This is a genomic window from Spirosoma flavum, assembly GCF_042686045.1.
In the GTDB taxonomy this organism is placed as follows: Bacteria; Bacteroidota; Bacteroidia; order Cytophagales; family Spirosomataceae; genus Spirosoma; species Spirosoma flavum.
This window is the reverse complement of sequence record NZ_JBHUOM010000002.1, coordinates 819,727-836,156: the sequence shown is the minus strand read 5'-3', so window position 1 is coordinate 836,156 and position 16,430 is coordinate 819,727. Positions and strand designations below refer to the sequence as shown.

Below are 16,430 nucleotides of genomic sequence, written 5' to 3'. Positions count from 1 at the left end.
GAACAAATTGCGGAGTTACGGAACGCATTAGCTTAAGAGTAATGAGTGATCAAAAATCGTAAATCAAACGTCATAAACCAACAATCATTTCAACCCAAACAGTATACGTGTCACCTTGAACGGGCGAATCAAGACCAGGTAAATAGCTACACAAGTAAGTAGTGATGAAAAGCTTACGACTAAAAAACCACTGTAAACGCCCAGGCTGGTTTGCGTCAAAACATAATACCCAATAAGTATAATAACCGTCTGATGAAGAATATAGAATGGATAAACTGCTTCGTTGAGATGCTGCAGAACTGGTCGATTGACATTTAGGTAGCGGTAACCATACCCAATCGTCGCCAGCACCGAAAACCATGTCAGACCGATACTATTGAAACTGTAAAGAGTGGTTAGCAATTTAGATTTATCAATGACATCATCGCCGACAAACGCTCTGGCACTGTACAAAATAACCGTACAGATAATCGTAGCCACCAGAAAATAACGACGCTGATCGGTGATAGTTTGCCAGAAATCGCGCCGGCTGATCAGAATATAGCCCAGCCAGAATAGCAGCAGATTTTTCATGAAGTAAGCCCAATCGTCTACTAAGGCGTGGGTTTCATTCGGAAAGAATCCGCCTAGTACAACATCGTTGAGTAGCAAGAGACCAACTAACCACAGCGCCCCACAAGGTCGGGCAATTAGTCGTCCGATACGATCTATAAATCGTTGGCCACTATCGCTTTTCAACCACATAAATACCGGAATACTCAACACCGAATAGAAAAACAAATAGCAAATGAACCACAGATGATGCCAGCTAAACGCCCCACCCGTGCCACCGTCGTGATAGATATGAAATTTGAATACTTCGGGATAGAAATCGGCATAACTCCCCGCAAAACGACCTCGAAACAGCCACTCAATGTAAATTTGGGGCGGTACAATAACGAACATGCCAAACACCAACGGTACAAATAACCGGCGAACGCGCTCACCAGCGTAGGAACCGAATGAGCGTCTTTTTAACGCGAAATAGGTGCCTGCCCCAGAAATGAAAAATAATAGTGGCATCCGCCAGCGGTGCAGCCAGCGCATAACGTCTTCCATCGGCTGGCTATGTTCGGCACTTTTAATATGCCAGCCCCACGACACGTAAATCATGCCGGTATGGTAAAAGAGCAACGTGAGAATGGCAATAACGCGGAGCCAGTCGAGGTCATAGCGACGAGCGGGACTAGTGGTAGGCAGCGTATTTCTTTCTATCTGAGAAAGATTGGATAGCGGTTGGTCAGCAGAAAACATGAGCAGAACGAAAATTGGTTGATGGCTCAAATCTCCATGTCTACGGCCCTTTATGACCTATCTCCCGATACGTACGAAGTTCATGCCGACCGGGACGAAGTCGAATGTGAACCAGTTGGCCCAATTTTTTGCCGGTATTGTGCCGGAGTTTGGCTTGTCAACCGTTTGAACGCCGTATGAAAGGCTGACGGTGAATTATAGCCAACCCGCTCGGCAATCTCGTCTATTTTGAGATATGAAGTTGTGGGGTCGTCAAGGAGTCGTTGGGCCTCGGCAATTCGATATGTTGCCAGCCAATCGAAGAACGTTTGCCCAAGTCGATCATTGAGCAGTTGCGATAAATGATGCGGGCTGGTATCCAGTAGAGAGGCTAATTTAGGTAACGACAGGGCACTGTCAAGGTAAGGTCTCTCGGCTTCGAGTAAACGAGTGAGTTTGCCAAGAACCGCGTCCTCTACCTCTTCCGACAACGCCGATTTTTCATATTTCTTTTTTGACTCCGTACCTATTGCCGACAAGACTGGCGGAATTTTTATCTCATCGGCAAAATAGATTGAGCCAGTCATGACTCGTATACTCGTAATATAAATGGTCAGGGTCAGGTAGCAGGCCAGCAGATAGTCGCCCAGATCCTGGTAAAACTGCGGCTTGATGATAACGATCAATATGGGCAATACAAGGAACAGTAAACTTTGGTTACGTAATTGCGCCAGGCGCACCGGCGAATTCTGCCAAAACCTTTGTCCTGCCTGACGATAAGCCCGATAAATGATTACTAACGCAGCCACATTATATAGCAGGCAACTCAGTATCGTTAATTCATTGATGTAGTCTCGAAGACCAAAAAAATCTTCAGATAAATAACTCGGAGGTTCGGAAATAAACGGAAGTTCAGGGTGATAAGCGTTAAGGTAATTGTTGTATTTAACTTCTACAGGTTGATAGAGCCAGGAGATAGCGTTAATAGCCCAGAGAGCAGCAGGCAGAAAATGCCATCCCCACCCCTTAGGCAATCGGCCTCTGATTCGGGCAAAAACAAATAAGAAAAACAGCGGAGCCATCAAAAAATTGAGTGGCTCCGAAAAATCAACGATGGCTAGTACCCGAAACATGTAGTTGCTATAGCAGAGAAACATTTCCCCAATAACAGCCGACACTGCCAGCATAAGACAACCCAGGCAGCGACTTGCCACACTCCGCCCCCGTGATCCGGTCAAGAAGAAAACACCCAGAAAAATGCCCTGTGCTACGCCCAGAAAAATAATGAGAGCGAATAAATCAAGATGGATTGGAAGGGTCTGCATCAGAACAACGTTACTTAATGCAAGGTAAAAAAAAGACCTATACGACTTTAAAAATCGTATAGGTCTGAACTACGTAAACCAAACTAATTATCGAATCTCGACGTCAAATGGCATCCGCATTTGGATGCCTTCCATCGTTTTGAGTTTTTTCATGTACTTTACATACGGAGCTAGCTCGCCCAGCTGCGCCTGAATTTTAGCCTCCTCATCGCCCGCAAACGAGAGCATTAGTTGTTCAAAAAACTCTTTTTTGCGGGGCTGGTATCTCAACTGATAGTCGCCGTCTTTCAACTTAGCCGACTGAGCTGCCAATTTAATAGCATCGTCTAAACCGCCAAGTTGGTCAACCAAACCGATGGCTTTACCCTGCGAACCAGTCCAAACTCGTCCACCGGCAATTGCGCGTAGGCTATCAACTGGCAACTTACGTCCGGCAGCGGCCTTGCTCGTGAATTGAGCATAAATCCGCTCTGTTGCCCGTTGCATCGTTTGCTTCTGGAATGGTGTCATTTCGTGCGTTACAGCCGGGAAGTCAGCATTAGTGTTCGTCTTTACACGGTCGTAGGTTACACCAAGCTTGTCCTTAAAGAAACTCTCGGTGTTAAACAGCAATGAAAACACGCCGATGGAACCCGTAATAGTATTTGGTTGAGCCACAATCTTATCGCAACCCATGAGCATATAATAGCCGCCCGAAGCTGCATAATCGGACATGGACCCGATTACAGGTTTGACTTTACGGGCCAGTTGAACCTCGCGGTACATCACATCCGACGCTAGCGCACTACCACCACCCGAGTTGACGCGCAGCACGATTGCTTTTACCTTATCGTCTAAACGAGCCTTGCGAAGTTCTTCTACAATCGTTTCGGATCCAATGCTGTTATCACCGCTTTTGCCCGAATGAATGTCGCCAGAGGCAATAATGACAGCAACTCGGTTTTTACCACTACCGTCGGTATCGTCATTCGTCTTCTCCGAGCTTTCGTATTTACTCAACGAAACGTAGTTGATTTTCTTTTTTTCATCAAGGCCTAATTGCTTGCGAATCACGCTTTCCAGTTCGTCCTGATAGCCTACGTTCGTAATGAGTTTGGTACGGAGGGCATCTTCGGGCTTCTGGATAGTCAAGTTATCAGCGTAGTATTTAAGCGAATCAACGCGAAGACCCCGACTTTGCGCTACCCGAACCAGCATGTGGTCGTTCACTGAGTTCAGGAACGAGTTCACCTGCAACCGATTGGGGTCGCTCATATTCTCGCGGATAAAAGGTTCAACCGCACTTTTAAAATCACCTACTTTGAAAATTTCCGGCTTGATCCCTAATTTATCGAGTGTTCCTTTAAAGAACGACAGTTCGGCAGCAAGGCCGTTCCACTCTAAATCGCCAGCTGGATTTATGTAAATTTTGTCGGCCACCGATGCGATGTAATACCCTTTTTCGGTCATCCTTTCGGCGTAAGCGTACACAAATTTTTTCGACTTTTTAAAATCAATTAAGGCATCACGAACTTCTTCAAGTGAAGCCCAGCCTGCCATCGGACTTTCGGTTTGCAAATAAATTCCCTTGATATTATCATCGTCTTTAGCCTCTTTCAGGGTTTTCTTCAGCTCAATCAAGCCAATAGCATCGCCTGAGCCGCTCACTGGCCCAAACCCATTAAACGGGTTATCGACACTCCGCTCTTCAATAGGTTTGTCTAATTCTATTTTTAAAACCGTATTTTCTTTAACCGTTGTCTTTTTGTCAGACGAGGACAACGCATTTCCTAATCCAATCAGGAGTAGAAAACCAATAAATGAAAACAACAGCAAGCCAACAATAGTGGCCAGTACGTACTTAAGAAACTGTCGCATGAATACGAATGAATAAAAAGCCTTTGTTTAGCGGGCTATACACAAATATAGCCTGGATGTAAGTTTCCAGGCTATAAAAGTGTTAAGTGCAAGAAAATAGCGGACGAGTGGCGCAAACCTTACATCAGCTTATAATCAGACACTGAGGTTTGAATAACTTCCCAAGCTTCAGCCTGACCGTAGATATTAGCCAGTTCCATTACAGCGGGTTCATCGGGCAGGTTTTTATACGTCATAAAATAGTGTCGTAGCCGTTTCACCACTGCTTCGGGCAGTTGGCCAAGTTCGGTATATTGACCATACATGGCATCACCTTTTAGAACGGCAATAATCTTATCGTCGGCCTCTCCCTTATCGATCATCCGGAAACCACCGATAGGAATAGCTTGTAAAATAAGGTCGCCATGGGTAATCTCGCGCTCGGTCAGCACACAAACATCGAGTGGATCACCATCACCGTGTTCAACGATTCTACCCGATTTTTCACTTGCCAGACGAGCAATCTGTTCGCCACAAAACGTTTGCGGGATAAAGCCATACAACGCGGGGAGCACGTTGGAGTACTGCTGTGGCCGGTCAATTTTGAGGTAGCCTGTCGCCTTATCGATCTCGTACTTAACGGTATCAGTCGGTACAATCTCAATAAAGACGGTAACTTGTTTGGGAGCTAACTCGCCTATTGGGATGCCATGCCATGGGTGGGCTTTAAAATTACTCTTCATTAGTTTTCTACTAAAATTATGGATCTATTGATAAATAAAAGCCGACTACGCCGACACTTTTTGTTCTAAAAAACCTACTTTTTCGGCAACCAACTGTTCGGTGGACCGGTTCAGGCTTTGCCGAACAAGCATTTCGCCTAAAAATCCGGCAAGAAACAACTGAACGCCCAGAATAATAGCGACCAATCCGAAAAAAAACAGGGGGTTATCAGTCACATTTCGAAACTTAACGCCTTGCGCAATATTGATAAGCTTCTCAATGATAAGCCAAATAGCAAGCACCGAACCAACAAAAAACGACAGTGTTCCGAAGGTGCCGAAAAAGTGCATCGGCCGTTTGCTGAACCGGTGTACAAAAGCAATAACCAGCACGTCTAAAAAACCGTTTACAAAACGCTCAAGCCCAAACTTGGTCGTACCATATTTTCGGGCACGGTGCTGAACAACTTTTTCGCCAATACGTGTAAAACCGTCCCAGTTCGCTACAATGGGCAAGTTTCGGTGCATATCGCCATACAGTGAGGGGGCAATAGTTTTCACAACTTTTTGCTGATAGGCTTTAAGGCCACAGTTAAAATCGTGAAGTTGTACACCCGAAATCCAGCGCGAAACAGCGTTAAAAAGTTTCGTCGGGAGTGTTTTAGTAACCGGGTCATAGCGTTTTTGTTTCCAGCCTGATACAAGATCATATTTTTCCGCCGTAATCATGCGATACAGGTCGGGTATTTCGTCAGGGCTATCCTGCAAATCGGCGTCCATTGTAATCACAACCTGCCCCCGAAGAGCCTGAAAGCCGGTTTGCAGCGCTGCGGTTTTACCGTAGTTGCGGTTGAACCGAATACCCCGCACATTTGGGTTACGACCTGCCAGATGCTCGATAACAGTCCACGAATCATCGGTACTGCCGTCGTCAACAAACAGGATCTCATACGTAAAGTGATGTTCTGTCACGACCTGCACAATCCAGTCGTGCAGTTCAGGCAGCGACTCATCTTCGTTGTAGAGCGGAATCAGAACGGTTAGTTGAAGCAATTCAGTCATGTATTGATGGACGATGTGCTCTATACTATTACTAACATAGTTGGCTCATCAACAATTCTCCGGTGTAAAGGTCGTAAAGAGAATCAGAATATTAGGTAAAAATCACGGAGTAGAGCCCGAAATTCTACCGTATATGTCCCTCCAGACCGGGTTTCTTCATCAAATTCGTAAATATCCAGCGTTTCATCCGGTATGCAACTTTTCTCAAACGCAAAACCCGTTATAACCCGAAAGACCGCCTTTTGAGCATGGTGACGCATCGAAAGTCGCTTAAATGGACGCAAACCTACTTTCTTCGCCAATTCAGCCAGTTTGCCAGCTTCGTAAGGCGGCAATAAGACCCACCACTGCCCATCCGGTTGCATTAATCGGGCAACGGCCTCGACCAATTCCGAAAAAGGCAGTTCGTCGGTATGCAACGCGCGGCTCACAGCCGCATCAGGCGAACGAAGATGATTTGTGTAGAAGGGTGGATTGGTCATAATTCGGTCGTAGCGAATATCGCAGTAAAAATCCTGTACGCGCCTGTGTACCACCCGTACCCGACCAGCAAACGGACTGGCGGCTACATTCTCCTTAGCCTGTACAAAAGCGGCATCATCTACTTCAATGGCATCAACCTGTGCCGTCAAGTTACGTTGGGCGGCCATGAGTGCAAGTAAACCCGTTCCGGTGCCAATGTCAAGGATGCGGGACACCCGATCTGCCGTGCCGGGAACACCGCAGTCTGCTACGTCGGCAGATGCACCCAACACGCAGGCATCCGTACAAACCTTCATAGCCGTACGGTCTTGCTGAATGGTGAATTGCTTGAAACGAAACATGATAGTGAATGAAACGTCGAAGTGGTTCTTACCTGATAAAGGCAGTGCAGCCCAAATAGATGATTATTTAACGGGTATATCAGGCGAACTAGCGTATATTAAAGTAGAGGTCCGCTTGGTTGATACGAACAAATAGTCTGAGTAAAGGTTAAAAATGAGTGTGACATGACGCACAACAAGGTTTTCGTTAAATTTACCCTGTAAGCTGTCTGTTTAAAACCAGCTCGCCTAGCATCTATTGTTTAGTCGTATTATTTTTTGTGCTCTTCTTTTTCTGAGTGGTTGTCATCAACGATCAGCCGAGAAAACGTCTACGGTTATCGACATTAATCCGGCTAAACTTCCGGCTGTACTTCCCGGCGAAGCGGTAGCTACGGTTGCGGGCGGCTGTTTCTGGGCTGTTCAAGAAGAAATGAAGTTGCTGAAAGGCGTTCGAAAAACAGTTTCCGGTTATGCCGGTGGTGACCTTGCCTATCCGACTTATGAGCAAGTTGGCACCGACCAGACGGGACATGCTGAAGCCGTACAGATTTATTACAACCCAACGGTACTTTCCTACGACGTATTATTAGATGCGTTTTTTGCTGGTCATGACGCAACCCAGCTAAACCGACAAGGCCCCGATATAGGTAAACATTATCGCTCGGTGATTTTCTACCGAACACCCAATGAGAAAGCCCGTATTGAAGCGGCCATCCAGCGCGAAACTACCTCTGGGCATCATCAGGGGCAAGTGGTAACGCAGGTGGTGCCCTTTGATGTCTTTTACCCCGCCGAAGTCTATCATCAGGATTACTATCGCCATAACCCATATAATCTATATATTCATCTTGTTTCAGAACCTAAGGTGGAAAAATTCAGAGAACAGATGGAAGGCAAATTGACGCAGTAGAGTAGTGGTGACCGGCTCTCAACCCTGCTACCACTAGTACACCCCAGATACACGAAACCTTCGCTAACATTCGGCCCGCCCTGTGGCAATTTATCAAGCCCCGTGACCGTTCGGCCAAAACTGATATTGCTGGATTGGCTGGAACCTCGTAACATTGCTTAGTCTTTTACCACACGGGTGGCCCCGAACAGACAATTATGCCAGAACCTGAAAAATCACTTGGTAGTAGAATCCTGAGTTTCTTCGTCAAAGAGGGAACAGATACCGCCAGCGGCACACCAGTAGCACCATCGGTCCCGGTCACACCCCGACCTCCGGCTACAACACCCGGTACGGGTTCGCCGAACAGCGTTCCGACATCACTACCTAACTCTAATACCAGTTCTACAGGAACGGTAGATGCGAAGTTCGCCGAGCACTTCGCCAATGTGTTAGCGCAAAACAACCCGCCCGGCCCCGACTATTTCGAGTTTCGCGAAACGCTGCGAAGCCTGAGTAACCTCGGCCTGCCTGAAGACAAGCAGTTCCAGGCCGCCTGGGCAAGTTTTAAGGCATTGGGGGGCGTTAGCGACGCTACAGTGTTGACCAATACGGCAAATGGGTATATTGCAGCCCTGAATAAAGACCGCGACGGATTCGGCAAGAGTGTTGAAACGGCTCTGACCGAGCGGGTAGGTGGTTTACAAAACGAACAAAAACGCTTACAAACCGAAAACGATGCGCTGGCGAAACAGCTGGTGGAAATTCAGAAACAGATTGACGCCAATACAAACCGGCTGACGGCTATTACTGGTGAAATTACGGACCAAAGCGCGAAAATTACGCAGAATCGGCAAAATTACGAATCAACCTTCGCGCATTTTACTGACCAGATTAAAGGTGACATCGCAAAGATGTCGCAATATTTGACGTAAGGTTTATAGTATTGGGTTTACGCTAAACTTATACATGATCGTTTGTACATAAGCTTAGCGTAATGACAGACCACCGAAAACTATAAACAGTAAACCACAACTCGAAAACTCCAACAAATGGCAACTCCTGATTTTTCTCAACTTGGTGGCAGTGCGGACGCGGAAAAACGTTCGTTCTGGAGCCGTCCCGAAGGTGTTCTGGGCATGATTACGCTGGCTGGCGTGGCGGGTCTGGGCTTAGTTTACTTTAACCGAATTGTTGAGTTTCTGATTCGGGCCACGTCCAATATTCTCGAATTAGCCCTGTTATTAGGTGCGCTTGGTGTATTGATTTTCCTGTTTACCAGCCGTGATGTCCGCACGGCTGTATTCTTCCTGTTCAAGTCGTTGATGCGGAGCCTTACGGGTACGGTCATTCAACTGAATCCAATCGCTATCATGAAGATCTACATTCAGGATTTGAAAGAAAAACGGGAGAAAATGCAGGGACAAATTAATATTCTGGCTGGGCAGCAGGTTAAGCTGAACAAAAAAATCAACGAAAATAACGATACGATCAAGCAGAAGTTCGCCGAAGCCAACAAGGCTAATTCATTGAGCGATAAACCGGGTATGCGCGAAACCGCTCAGTTGGCAACCATTGAAGGCGCCGGTCTACAGGAAATGAACGAAAAGTTGCTCCCGCTCCAACGGAACATGAAAAACGTGCTGGCTTTCATGGAAAAGGTTAACCAGAGCGCAGACTATATTATCAAAGAAACTGAGATTAAAGTTCGTCTGAAAGAGACAGAGTATCAGATCGTTAAAGATAGTTCTAACGCCCTCAAAACGGCGGTTAGCATCTTCAAAGGTGATCCGGATAAGAAGTTCTATTTTGATCAGTCGATGGAGTATATTCAGGACGACATGAGCATGAAACTCGGCGAAATGAAGCGGGCAATGGACCTTTCGATGGATTTCATCAATGGCGTAGACATTCAGAATGGTGTATTATCTGACAAGGGCGACGCTCTGCTTGAGGCTTACAACAAGGGTGAGTTTAAGATGGTCCAGTTAGATGCTCCTGCCCAGCCAGTTAATCTTGGTCCGAACCCACAAAAAGATGCGGGGTATAAGAATTTGCTGGACTAAACAAGCGACTGATTAGGTTTTGCATACTGGAGTAAGTCAATCGTGCAAAACATGGTCAGTCGAAATTTAATTACTAAATCAATCAAAATCACATTCCTATGCAACGTTTAACCGTAGCCGGTCGGCTGCTTATTACGGCCCTAGTTCTAGCCGCTGCCTTCTTTGCATTCCGTTATTTCGGTGGTAACGAAGCCCTGCGCAAGCTTGCGCCAAAAGACAAAGAATATAGCGAGTCGCAAACGTTGCCCCGTGCCGACGATAAAACGGCGGAAGGGGCAGTAGAAGAGTCAAGTGCTTCGGATGGCGGTTCGTCTAACAATACTGCCAGCGACCAGCCTCGGCCAGCCTTCAGCTATACGGCTCCTGAGCCTCAGAACGGCCAACTTAAGGGCGTCGTTGAGTTAGGCGCTAGTGGTTTTAATTCATTCATTGTCAAGATTGATGACCAAAAACACTGGAAACTCGAAAAAGCGGAATTCGGCAATAGTCTGGTCATGGAGAACATGGCAAGTGACAATGATATTCGGACGGGCTTGAAGAGTTACATTGGCAAAATGCTTGACTATGGTGTTGGCGGGCGAAATATTCATTTCGTCGTTAGTTCAGGTGCTCTCAAAGCAGAGGGCACACAGAAAATCATCAAAGCACTTAAGTCGCTTAATTATTTTGTCAACACAGTCACGCCGGAGCAGGAAGGTGCGTTGGGCCTACGGTCAGTGCTTCCCGCCGACTACGCGGACAACTCATTTGTAACAGATATTGGCTCAGGCAATACCAAGATTTCATGGCAATCAGGTGGCTCGACAAGGGCACTGGAAACCTATGGGGCAAAATATTTTGAGAACGGTACCAGCGACGAAACAGTTGCGACCGAAGTAAAAGCGAAGGCGAAACAAATACCGACAGACCACCGCAAAACCTGCTTTATTATTGGCGGAGTACCGTTTGAACTGGCCAAGTCAGTTCGAAAAGATAAAGAACGCTACACCGTACTTGATGCCCCTTCGGCTTACAAACTTGAAAATGCTAAATCGAAAGCAGGGCTGAATATTTACAAATCCATTGCTGAAGCAACTGGCTGCAACCAGTTCGTTTTCGACTGGGATGCCAACTTTACGATTGGCTATCTATTAACGTTGAAGTAAAAATTATCAAAAACTACCCCTTCTAGAAGGGGTAGTTTTTGACTGAATAAGAGACATCCTTCAGCCTGTTTCTAAGGGGGAAAATAAAGTAAGGCAGACAATAGCCTTCTTACTCTCTCTTCTCTTTTGCCACCTCCCACCAACCTCTTATGACTCTTCGCGACGTATTTGAGGCTGTATCGGGCCAACCAATATTACTATTTCTGCTCCTGACGGCCATGCCGACGGGAGCTTTTTTAGTTAGTCTATGGTCGGGCGAAACAGCGGATGAAATCTGGAAATGGCGATACGTATATGCTGTGCTTGTCTATTTCGTTTGCATTCCAGGCATTTTTGCCGTTACGCTGAATATTTATCTGTTTCTGTTCGAGCGACAAAGTATCTGGGATATGAACATTGCAATACAAGTCCTACCCATTCTGACAATGGTAGGCACTCTGATGCTTATCCGGCGCAAAATGCCGTTCACATATATTCCGGGATTCGGTAAATTGTCGAGCTTCCTGACGCTAATTGCGGCTGTGATGGGTATTTTGTGGTTCATTGACCGCCTGCATATTTACGCGATCACTTATGTACCCTTTTCCTACATCGTTGTGGGTTTTGTGGCCCTACTTATCATCATCCGTTTCGCCTGGAATCGGATTTTTTGACTAAAGACGCTTATCCCTACGGGCTCCTCTCCCACCGCTTGCCCAACACTGGCTGACTACGTATATTCGGAAATTCTTTTTCTGTTACGGTATGTCGTTTCATTTTTGCAGGCTTTTGTTGGTTCTGTTTGCCGTACGTATTCTCTCGGGATGCCGTTCAGCAGAAGATGAGCCCCTCATAGCAGACTATGCGTATTTTCCACTGGAAACTGGTCGGTATGTCATCTACGATGTGCAGGAAAACAAGTACACGCTTAATGCCGGACCAGTCCAGCGAACCTACCAACTCAAAGAAGTTATAGGATCGACCTACGCCGACGTAACAGGGCAAACCGCTTATCGACTCATTCGCTATCGTCGCTCGACTACCAGTCAGCCCTGGCAAGCCGATTCGGTTTGGTCGGCCCGGTTGGTAAATAATGAAGCCATTCGCACCGAAAATGGTCAGGATTTTGTCAGCTTATTGTTCCCAATCAGCAACGAACTAAGCTGGAACGGTAACCGACACAACGCGTTCGATCAGAACGATTATCAGGCACGCAACGTCGGCCAGCCTTATCGCGTATTGGATAAACAATTCAACGAAACAGTGACGGTTGCCGCGCAGGATGATTCTACACTTGTTTTGCAGGACAAACATATCGATGTCTATGCCCGGCAGATTGGGCTAATTCATAGAGAGCGTACTTATCTGCAATTCTGCACGGCTACCCCATCCTGTATTGGGAAGAACCAAATTGATTATGGCATTAGACAGGTGTATAATATTCAGACGTATGGAAAGGAATAAAGCAGGTTCGCTCCTACTACTGCTGCTATTCTGCCAGTTGAACGGTTTCGGCCAGACAACGCGTAAGTATCTGGTTCTGCTGCGCGAAAAAACAAATACGCCCTATAGAATTAGCCAACCGGAGCAGTTTCTGTCGCAACGGTCTATTTTGCGTCGGCAAAAGCAGAATATCAGTATTTTAGAACGCGACCTGCCCGTTAATCCGGTTTATGTAACGCAACTCCAGCAAGCAGGGGCTAAGATATGGTTTTCGTCGCGCTGGCTGAATGCCGTACTGGTTGAAGCTACAGATGTTACTATAATGGCTGTACAGGCGCTTCCGTTTGTAAAAGGGTTGGAATTTGGCCGGTCGTTGTCTACTACTCGATTAAGTGCCGAAACCCAGATTACATCAGCCAAAATCGTTAAAAATTCGGGTAGTGTGAGCGATGTACCTTTAGACTATGGCACTTCGCAGAGTCAGATTGCCCAGATTGGCGTCGATAAAATGCACCAGCAAGGGTATAATGGTGAGGGAATGCTCATTGGGGTACTGGATGCGGGATTCTTAAACGCCGATAAAGTTGGCTTTCTAAAACCGCTCTTCGATGAAAAACGGGTATTGGCAACGTATGATTTTGTCAAAAAAGAAACGAGCGTTTATGAAGATGATTCACACGGACTTTCGTGCTTGTCAGCCATAGCCGCTACAGCCGACAAACAACTCTATGGAACTGCTTACAAAGCGTCGTTTATTCTGCTTCGCACCGAAGATGCAGGCAGCGAAAAACAAATAGAAGAAGCAAACTGGCTTTTTGGGGCCGAGTATGCTGACAGTGCGGGTGTGGACGTAATCAGTTCCTCATTGGGATATACCCAGTTCGATGATGCGTCTACCAACTATACTTATCAAAGTATGGACGGCAAAACCGCTCTGTGCAGCCGAGCCGCTCAGATTGCTACCGAAACAGGCATGGTTGTCGTTGTGGCAGCTGGTAATGAGGGTAGTAGTGCCTGGCATTATCTGTCGGCCCCTTCCGATGCCGCATCTGTTCTGGCCATAGGAGCTGTTACACAAACCGGGCAACAAGCCTCGTTCAGTTCATTCGGCCCCTCGGCAGATGGGCGTGTGAAACCCGATTTAGCGGCCCGTGGACAGGGAACCATCGTGGGTAGTCCGGGCGGGCAGGTTGTTTCGGGAAGTGGCACTTCATTTGCCACGCCGTTGGTGGCTGGCCTGTCGGCTGGATTCTGGCAGGCTCACCCCCGCTTAACAGCTGCACAGGTTACCGAAGCACTACGTCGGTCGGGTAGTCAATTTGGCAATCCAGATGATCAACTGGGCTACGGCATTCCAAATTTTGAGCGGGCATCGGTTCTTGCAGATTCCTTCGGCCAGCTACTGATCTTTCCGAATCCATTCAGCGATGCCGAACCACTTGGCGTTCAGTGGGGCGAAATCGAAGCGAATGTACCACTTGACGCAACGCTGATAAATGCTGCCGGGCGTATTGTGTGGCAGAGCCGGTATACATCGGCGGGGTTGAGCGCATTCACGTTACCCAATCTGAATTTATCGGCAGGTTTATACTTTATGACACTCGTATCGGGTGACAAAAAACGAACGGTGAAGTTGGTAAAACTGTAGCTAGGGGTTAGTAGTTAGTGATTGGTGAATACCCATTCTCGTTAATGATTGACAACGACTAACTACGGCAAATGGCAACAATTCGGGTTATTCTGGGAGACATTACGAAGCAATCAGTTGATGCGATTGTAAACGCAGCCAACACAAGCTTACTTGGTGGCGGGGGCGTTGATGGAGCCATTCACCGTGCAGCCGGACCGGAACTACTGGCCGAATGCCGACTGTTGCGTGGCTGTCAAACAGGCGATGCCAAGATTACAAAAGGATATCGACTGCTTGCCAAGCATGTTATTCATGCTGTTGGACCAGTCTGGCGGGGCGGCAATCACCGCGAGCCGGATCTACTGGCAAGTTGCTATCGTCGGTCATTAGAAATTGCAGCAGAGAATACATTGACGAGTATTGCGTTCCCCAACATTAGTACCGGCATTTATGGCTACCCAAAAGACAAAGCGGCTGATATAGCCATTGCTGCCGTTACCCGTTTTTTAGCAGAGTCAACATCCATTCAGGAAATTATTTTTGTGTGTTTCGACGCGGAGAATCTTGCGCTCTACGAGCAGAAAATTAAACAGCACCCGCATTGAAAACGAATAAATCTGGCCGGCTATAATGACCAATCACATCGAAGTCGAGTTTACTTTTCAGAACCTCATCTAAATCTAAATCAGCAATAAGAACGCCTTCTTCATCCCACAAAGGCCCCGCAATAAACTCACCCTGTGGAGAAACAATAGCACTACCACCCCGACTCAATATGGTTTCGTCATCTTCCAAAAATTGCTGATAGGCTTCTGGATAATCACTTCGCGTAAAAAACTGATTACAGCCCAACACATAGCAACGGCCCTCACAGGCAATGTGTTGCAGCGTCGCGGGCCAGCTGGGTCGGGCATCAGCGGTTGGGGCCAGATAGAGTTGGGGCGCCTGTTGATAAATTCGCATGCGGGCCAGCGGCATGTAATTTTCCCAACAAATTAACCCACCAATTCGACCGATAGCCGTATCAAATGTTCGCAGGGAATCCTTTCCCGTACCTTCTGCCCAAACTAATCGTTCAACGCCCGTTGGCTTAATTTTCTGATGCTTCCCCATATAGCCATCCGTTGGTGATATGTAGACCAAGGTACAATACAGACTACCATTCAACGCGTCCCGTTCGGTTACACCGATAGCCAGATATACGCCATTTTCACGGGCAATTTGTTCCAGTCGGCTTAACTCAGGACCAGGAATTTGGAGACTATTTTGCCAATACGTTTTGTAGAGATCGCGCCCGGCATCTGTTCGTAAACCGATGGAGGCCCCAAACGTGAATTTTCGTGGATAGCCCGGAATAAACGATTCCGGGAAAAGCAGGAATTGGCAACCTTTTTTGGCACAATCAACAACTATCGCATCAATTTTATCAATGGTTTTGTTGATGTCGAAAAACACCGGCGTTGCCTGAACCACCCCCACTTTAACCTTCATAGCTTGCTCAGTTCACGTACGTTTTAAAACGTTATCGCGTCAAATTAGTCCTATTTTCCGGCTTTTTATATGCCTCCTTCTGGCAAATGAACCCTGTTTGGTCTAGGCGAGATAAAAATAGACAGCCAGGTTCGGCGAGCCAGTCGAAAGAAGTATGGAGTTAATAGAATCAAGGTAGGTACTAATCCGACTAAGAAATAGTCCAAATCAATAGCCAACCATTTTACCACAATGGCAAAGGTAATTAATGAATAAATCGTATAAAACGCATAGCTAACGAACATAGAAGCCCAGTAAAAACCGGGTTCGGGCATGAAGTTTTCACCACAATGAGGGCAGTGTTCATGCATTTTATCGAAATTCCGGCTAAATGCGCTATTGGTAACGAAGAAATCGCCTTGTTGACAACGAGGACATTTATTGAATAGAATGCTGTGTAAACGACTATTGGTTGACATGGCTGTAGGATTAATTATACCGTAACGCTTCCAATTAGTCTCTGTAAATCAGAAAGCTTTTACGCTACAAAAATAGGTAGTATAGATTCTGATTGAAAAGACAAACAAAGTGATGTATGGTACAAATCAACGATAGTGGCGTATTCGTAAGTGATTTTAAGATTCGGAAATGAAACCATATAACCCGGCACAAACTAGCGCAACTGATCAACGCTGGTCAGCATACTGAAAATAAATACGACTAAATCAGAACCCAATGCGGCTTTCTGCGTCAGTTCGTAGTTGTTCTTAGAGGCTTCAGCAATT

The 16,430-nt window shown here is 46.6% G+C and carries 16 protein-coding genes; 8 read left to right on the top strand and 8 right to left on the bottom strand.

The features are described from left to right. Window positions 1-84: 84 nt before the first annotated feature. The 6 genes from ACFS25_RS09045 to ACFS25_RS09020 form a co-directional block, all read right to left on the bottom strand. Entirely contained in the window at window positions 85-1,293 is a 1,209-nt protein-coding gene (locus tag ACFS25_RS09045) for an acyltransferase family protein (RefSeq protein ID WP_381498935.1), read from the bottom strand. Window positions 1,294-1,373: 80 nt separating this feature from the next. Next, window positions 1,374-2,597 carry a helix-turn-helix domain-containing protein gene (locus ACFS25_RS09040; RefSeq protein WP_381498932.1) on the bottom strand — a complete coding sequence of 408 codons (1,224 nt, stop codon included), beginning with the start codon at window positions 2,595-2,597 and terminating at the stop codon, window positions 1,374-1,376. A gap of 87 nt (window positions 2,598-2,684) precedes the next feature. Further along, window positions 2,685-4,454, bottom strand: a complete 1,770-nt coding sequence (sppA, locus tag ACFS25_RS09035) for a signal peptide peptidase SppA (RefSeq protein WP_381498927.1) — start codon at window positions 4,452-4,454, stop codon at window positions 2,685-2,687. Window positions 4,455-4,573: 119 nt separating this feature from the next. Then, window positions 4,574-5,176, bottom strand: coding sequence for an inorganic pyrophosphatase (locus ACFS25_RS09030; RefSeq protein WP_381498924.1), 603 nt, complete (start codon window positions 5,174-5,176; stop codon window positions 4,574-4,576). Between the two features lie 45 nt (window positions 5,177-5,221). Continuing rightward, window positions 5,222-6,217 (bottom strand): glycosyltransferase family 2 protein, encoded by a 996-nt coding sequence (locus tag ACFS25_RS09025; RefSeq protein ID WP_381498922.1) that lies wholly within the window; start codon window positions 6,215-6,217, stop codon window positions 5,222-5,224. Window positions 6,218-6,300: 83 nt separating this feature from the next. After that, window positions 6,301-7,041, bottom strand: coding sequence for a tRNA1(Val) (adenine(37)-N6)-methyltransferase (locus ACFS25_RS09020; RefSeq protein WP_381498919.1), 741 nt, complete (start codon window positions 7,039-7,041; stop codon window positions 6,301-6,303). A 238-nt stretch (window positions 7,042-7,279) separates the two neighbouring features. Here ACFS25_RS09020 and msrA point away from each other — a divergent pair, with 238 nt between their 5' ends. The 8 genes from msrA to ACFS25_RS08980 all read left to right on the top strand — a co-directional run bounded on the left by msrA (window position 7,280) and on the right by ACFS25_RS08980 (window position 14,780). Further along, window positions 7,280-7,933 (top strand): peptide-methionine (S)-S-oxide reductase MsrA, encoded by a 654-nt coding sequence (gene msrA, locus ACFS25_RS09015; RefSeq protein WP_381498916.1) that lies wholly within the window; start codon window positions 7,280-7,282, stop codon window positions 7,931-7,933. A 197-nt stretch (window positions 7,934-8,130) separates the two neighbouring features. Further along, window positions 8,131-8,847 carry a hypothetical protein gene (locus tag ACFS25_RS09010; RefSeq protein WP_381498913.1) on the top strand — a complete coding sequence of 239 codons (717 nt, stop codon included), beginning with the start codon at window positions 8,131-8,133 and terminating at the stop codon, window positions 8,845-8,847. 117 nt (window positions 8,848-8,964) lie between these two features. Continuing rightward, entirely contained in the window at window positions 8,965-9,978 is a 1,014-nt protein-coding gene (locus ACFS25_RS09005; RefSeq protein WP_381498911.1) for a hypothetical protein, read from the top strand. A gap of 98 nt (window positions 9,979-10,076) precedes the next feature. Next, window positions 10,077-11,123, top strand: coding sequence for a hypothetical protein (locus ACFS25_RS09000; RefSeq protein ID WP_381498908.1), 1,047 nt, complete (start codon window positions 10,077-10,079; stop codon window positions 11,121-11,123). 149 nt (window positions 11,124-11,272) lie between these two features. After that, window positions 11,273-11,776: a hypothetical protein gene (locus ACFS25_RS08995; RefSeq protein WP_381498906.1), complete on the top strand. Its 504-nt coding sequence runs from the start codon at window positions 11,273-11,275 to the stop codon at window positions 11,774-11,776. Window positions 11,777-11,867: 91 nt separating this feature from the next. Further along, entirely contained in the window at window positions 11,868-12,566 is a 699-nt protein-coding gene (locus ACFS25_RS08990) for a hypothetical protein (protein WP_381498903.1), read from the top strand. Continuing rightward, complete coding sequence (locus ACFS25_RS08985; protein ID WP_381498901.1) at window positions 12,553-14,193, top strand: S8 family serine peptidase; 1,641 nt, start codon at window positions 12,553-12,555, stop codon at window positions 14,191-14,193. The genes ACFS25_RS08990 and ACFS25_RS08985 overlap by 14 nt, the downstream gene beginning before the upstream one ends. 71 nt (window positions 14,194-14,264) lie before the next feature. Continuing rightward, window positions 14,265-14,780, top strand: a complete 516-nt coding sequence (locus tag ACFS25_RS08980; RefSeq protein WP_381498898.1) for an O-acetyl-ADP-ribose deacetylase — start codon at window positions 14,265-14,267, stop codon at window positions 14,778-14,780. Here the strand turns inward: ACFS25_RS08980 and ACFS25_RS08975 are convergent. Both ACFS25_RS08975 and ACFS25_RS08970 read right to left on the bottom strand, forming a co-directional pair. Continuing rightward, complete coding sequence (locus ACFS25_RS08975; protein ID WP_381498895.1) at window positions 14,761-15,666, bottom strand: carbon-nitrogen hydrolase family protein; 906 nt, start codon at window positions 15,664-15,666, stop codon at window positions 14,761-14,763. The genes ACFS25_RS08980 and ACFS25_RS08975 overlap by 20 nt on opposite strands. A gap of 65 nt (window positions 15,667-15,731) precedes the next feature. After that, window positions 15,732-16,124 carry a DUF983 domain-containing protein gene (locus tag ACFS25_RS08970; protein ID WP_381498891.1) on the bottom strand — a complete coding sequence of 131 codons (393 nt, stop codon included), beginning with the start codon at window positions 16,122-16,124 and terminating at the stop codon, window positions 15,732-15,734. Window positions 16,125-16,430 lie beyond the last annotated feature (306 nt).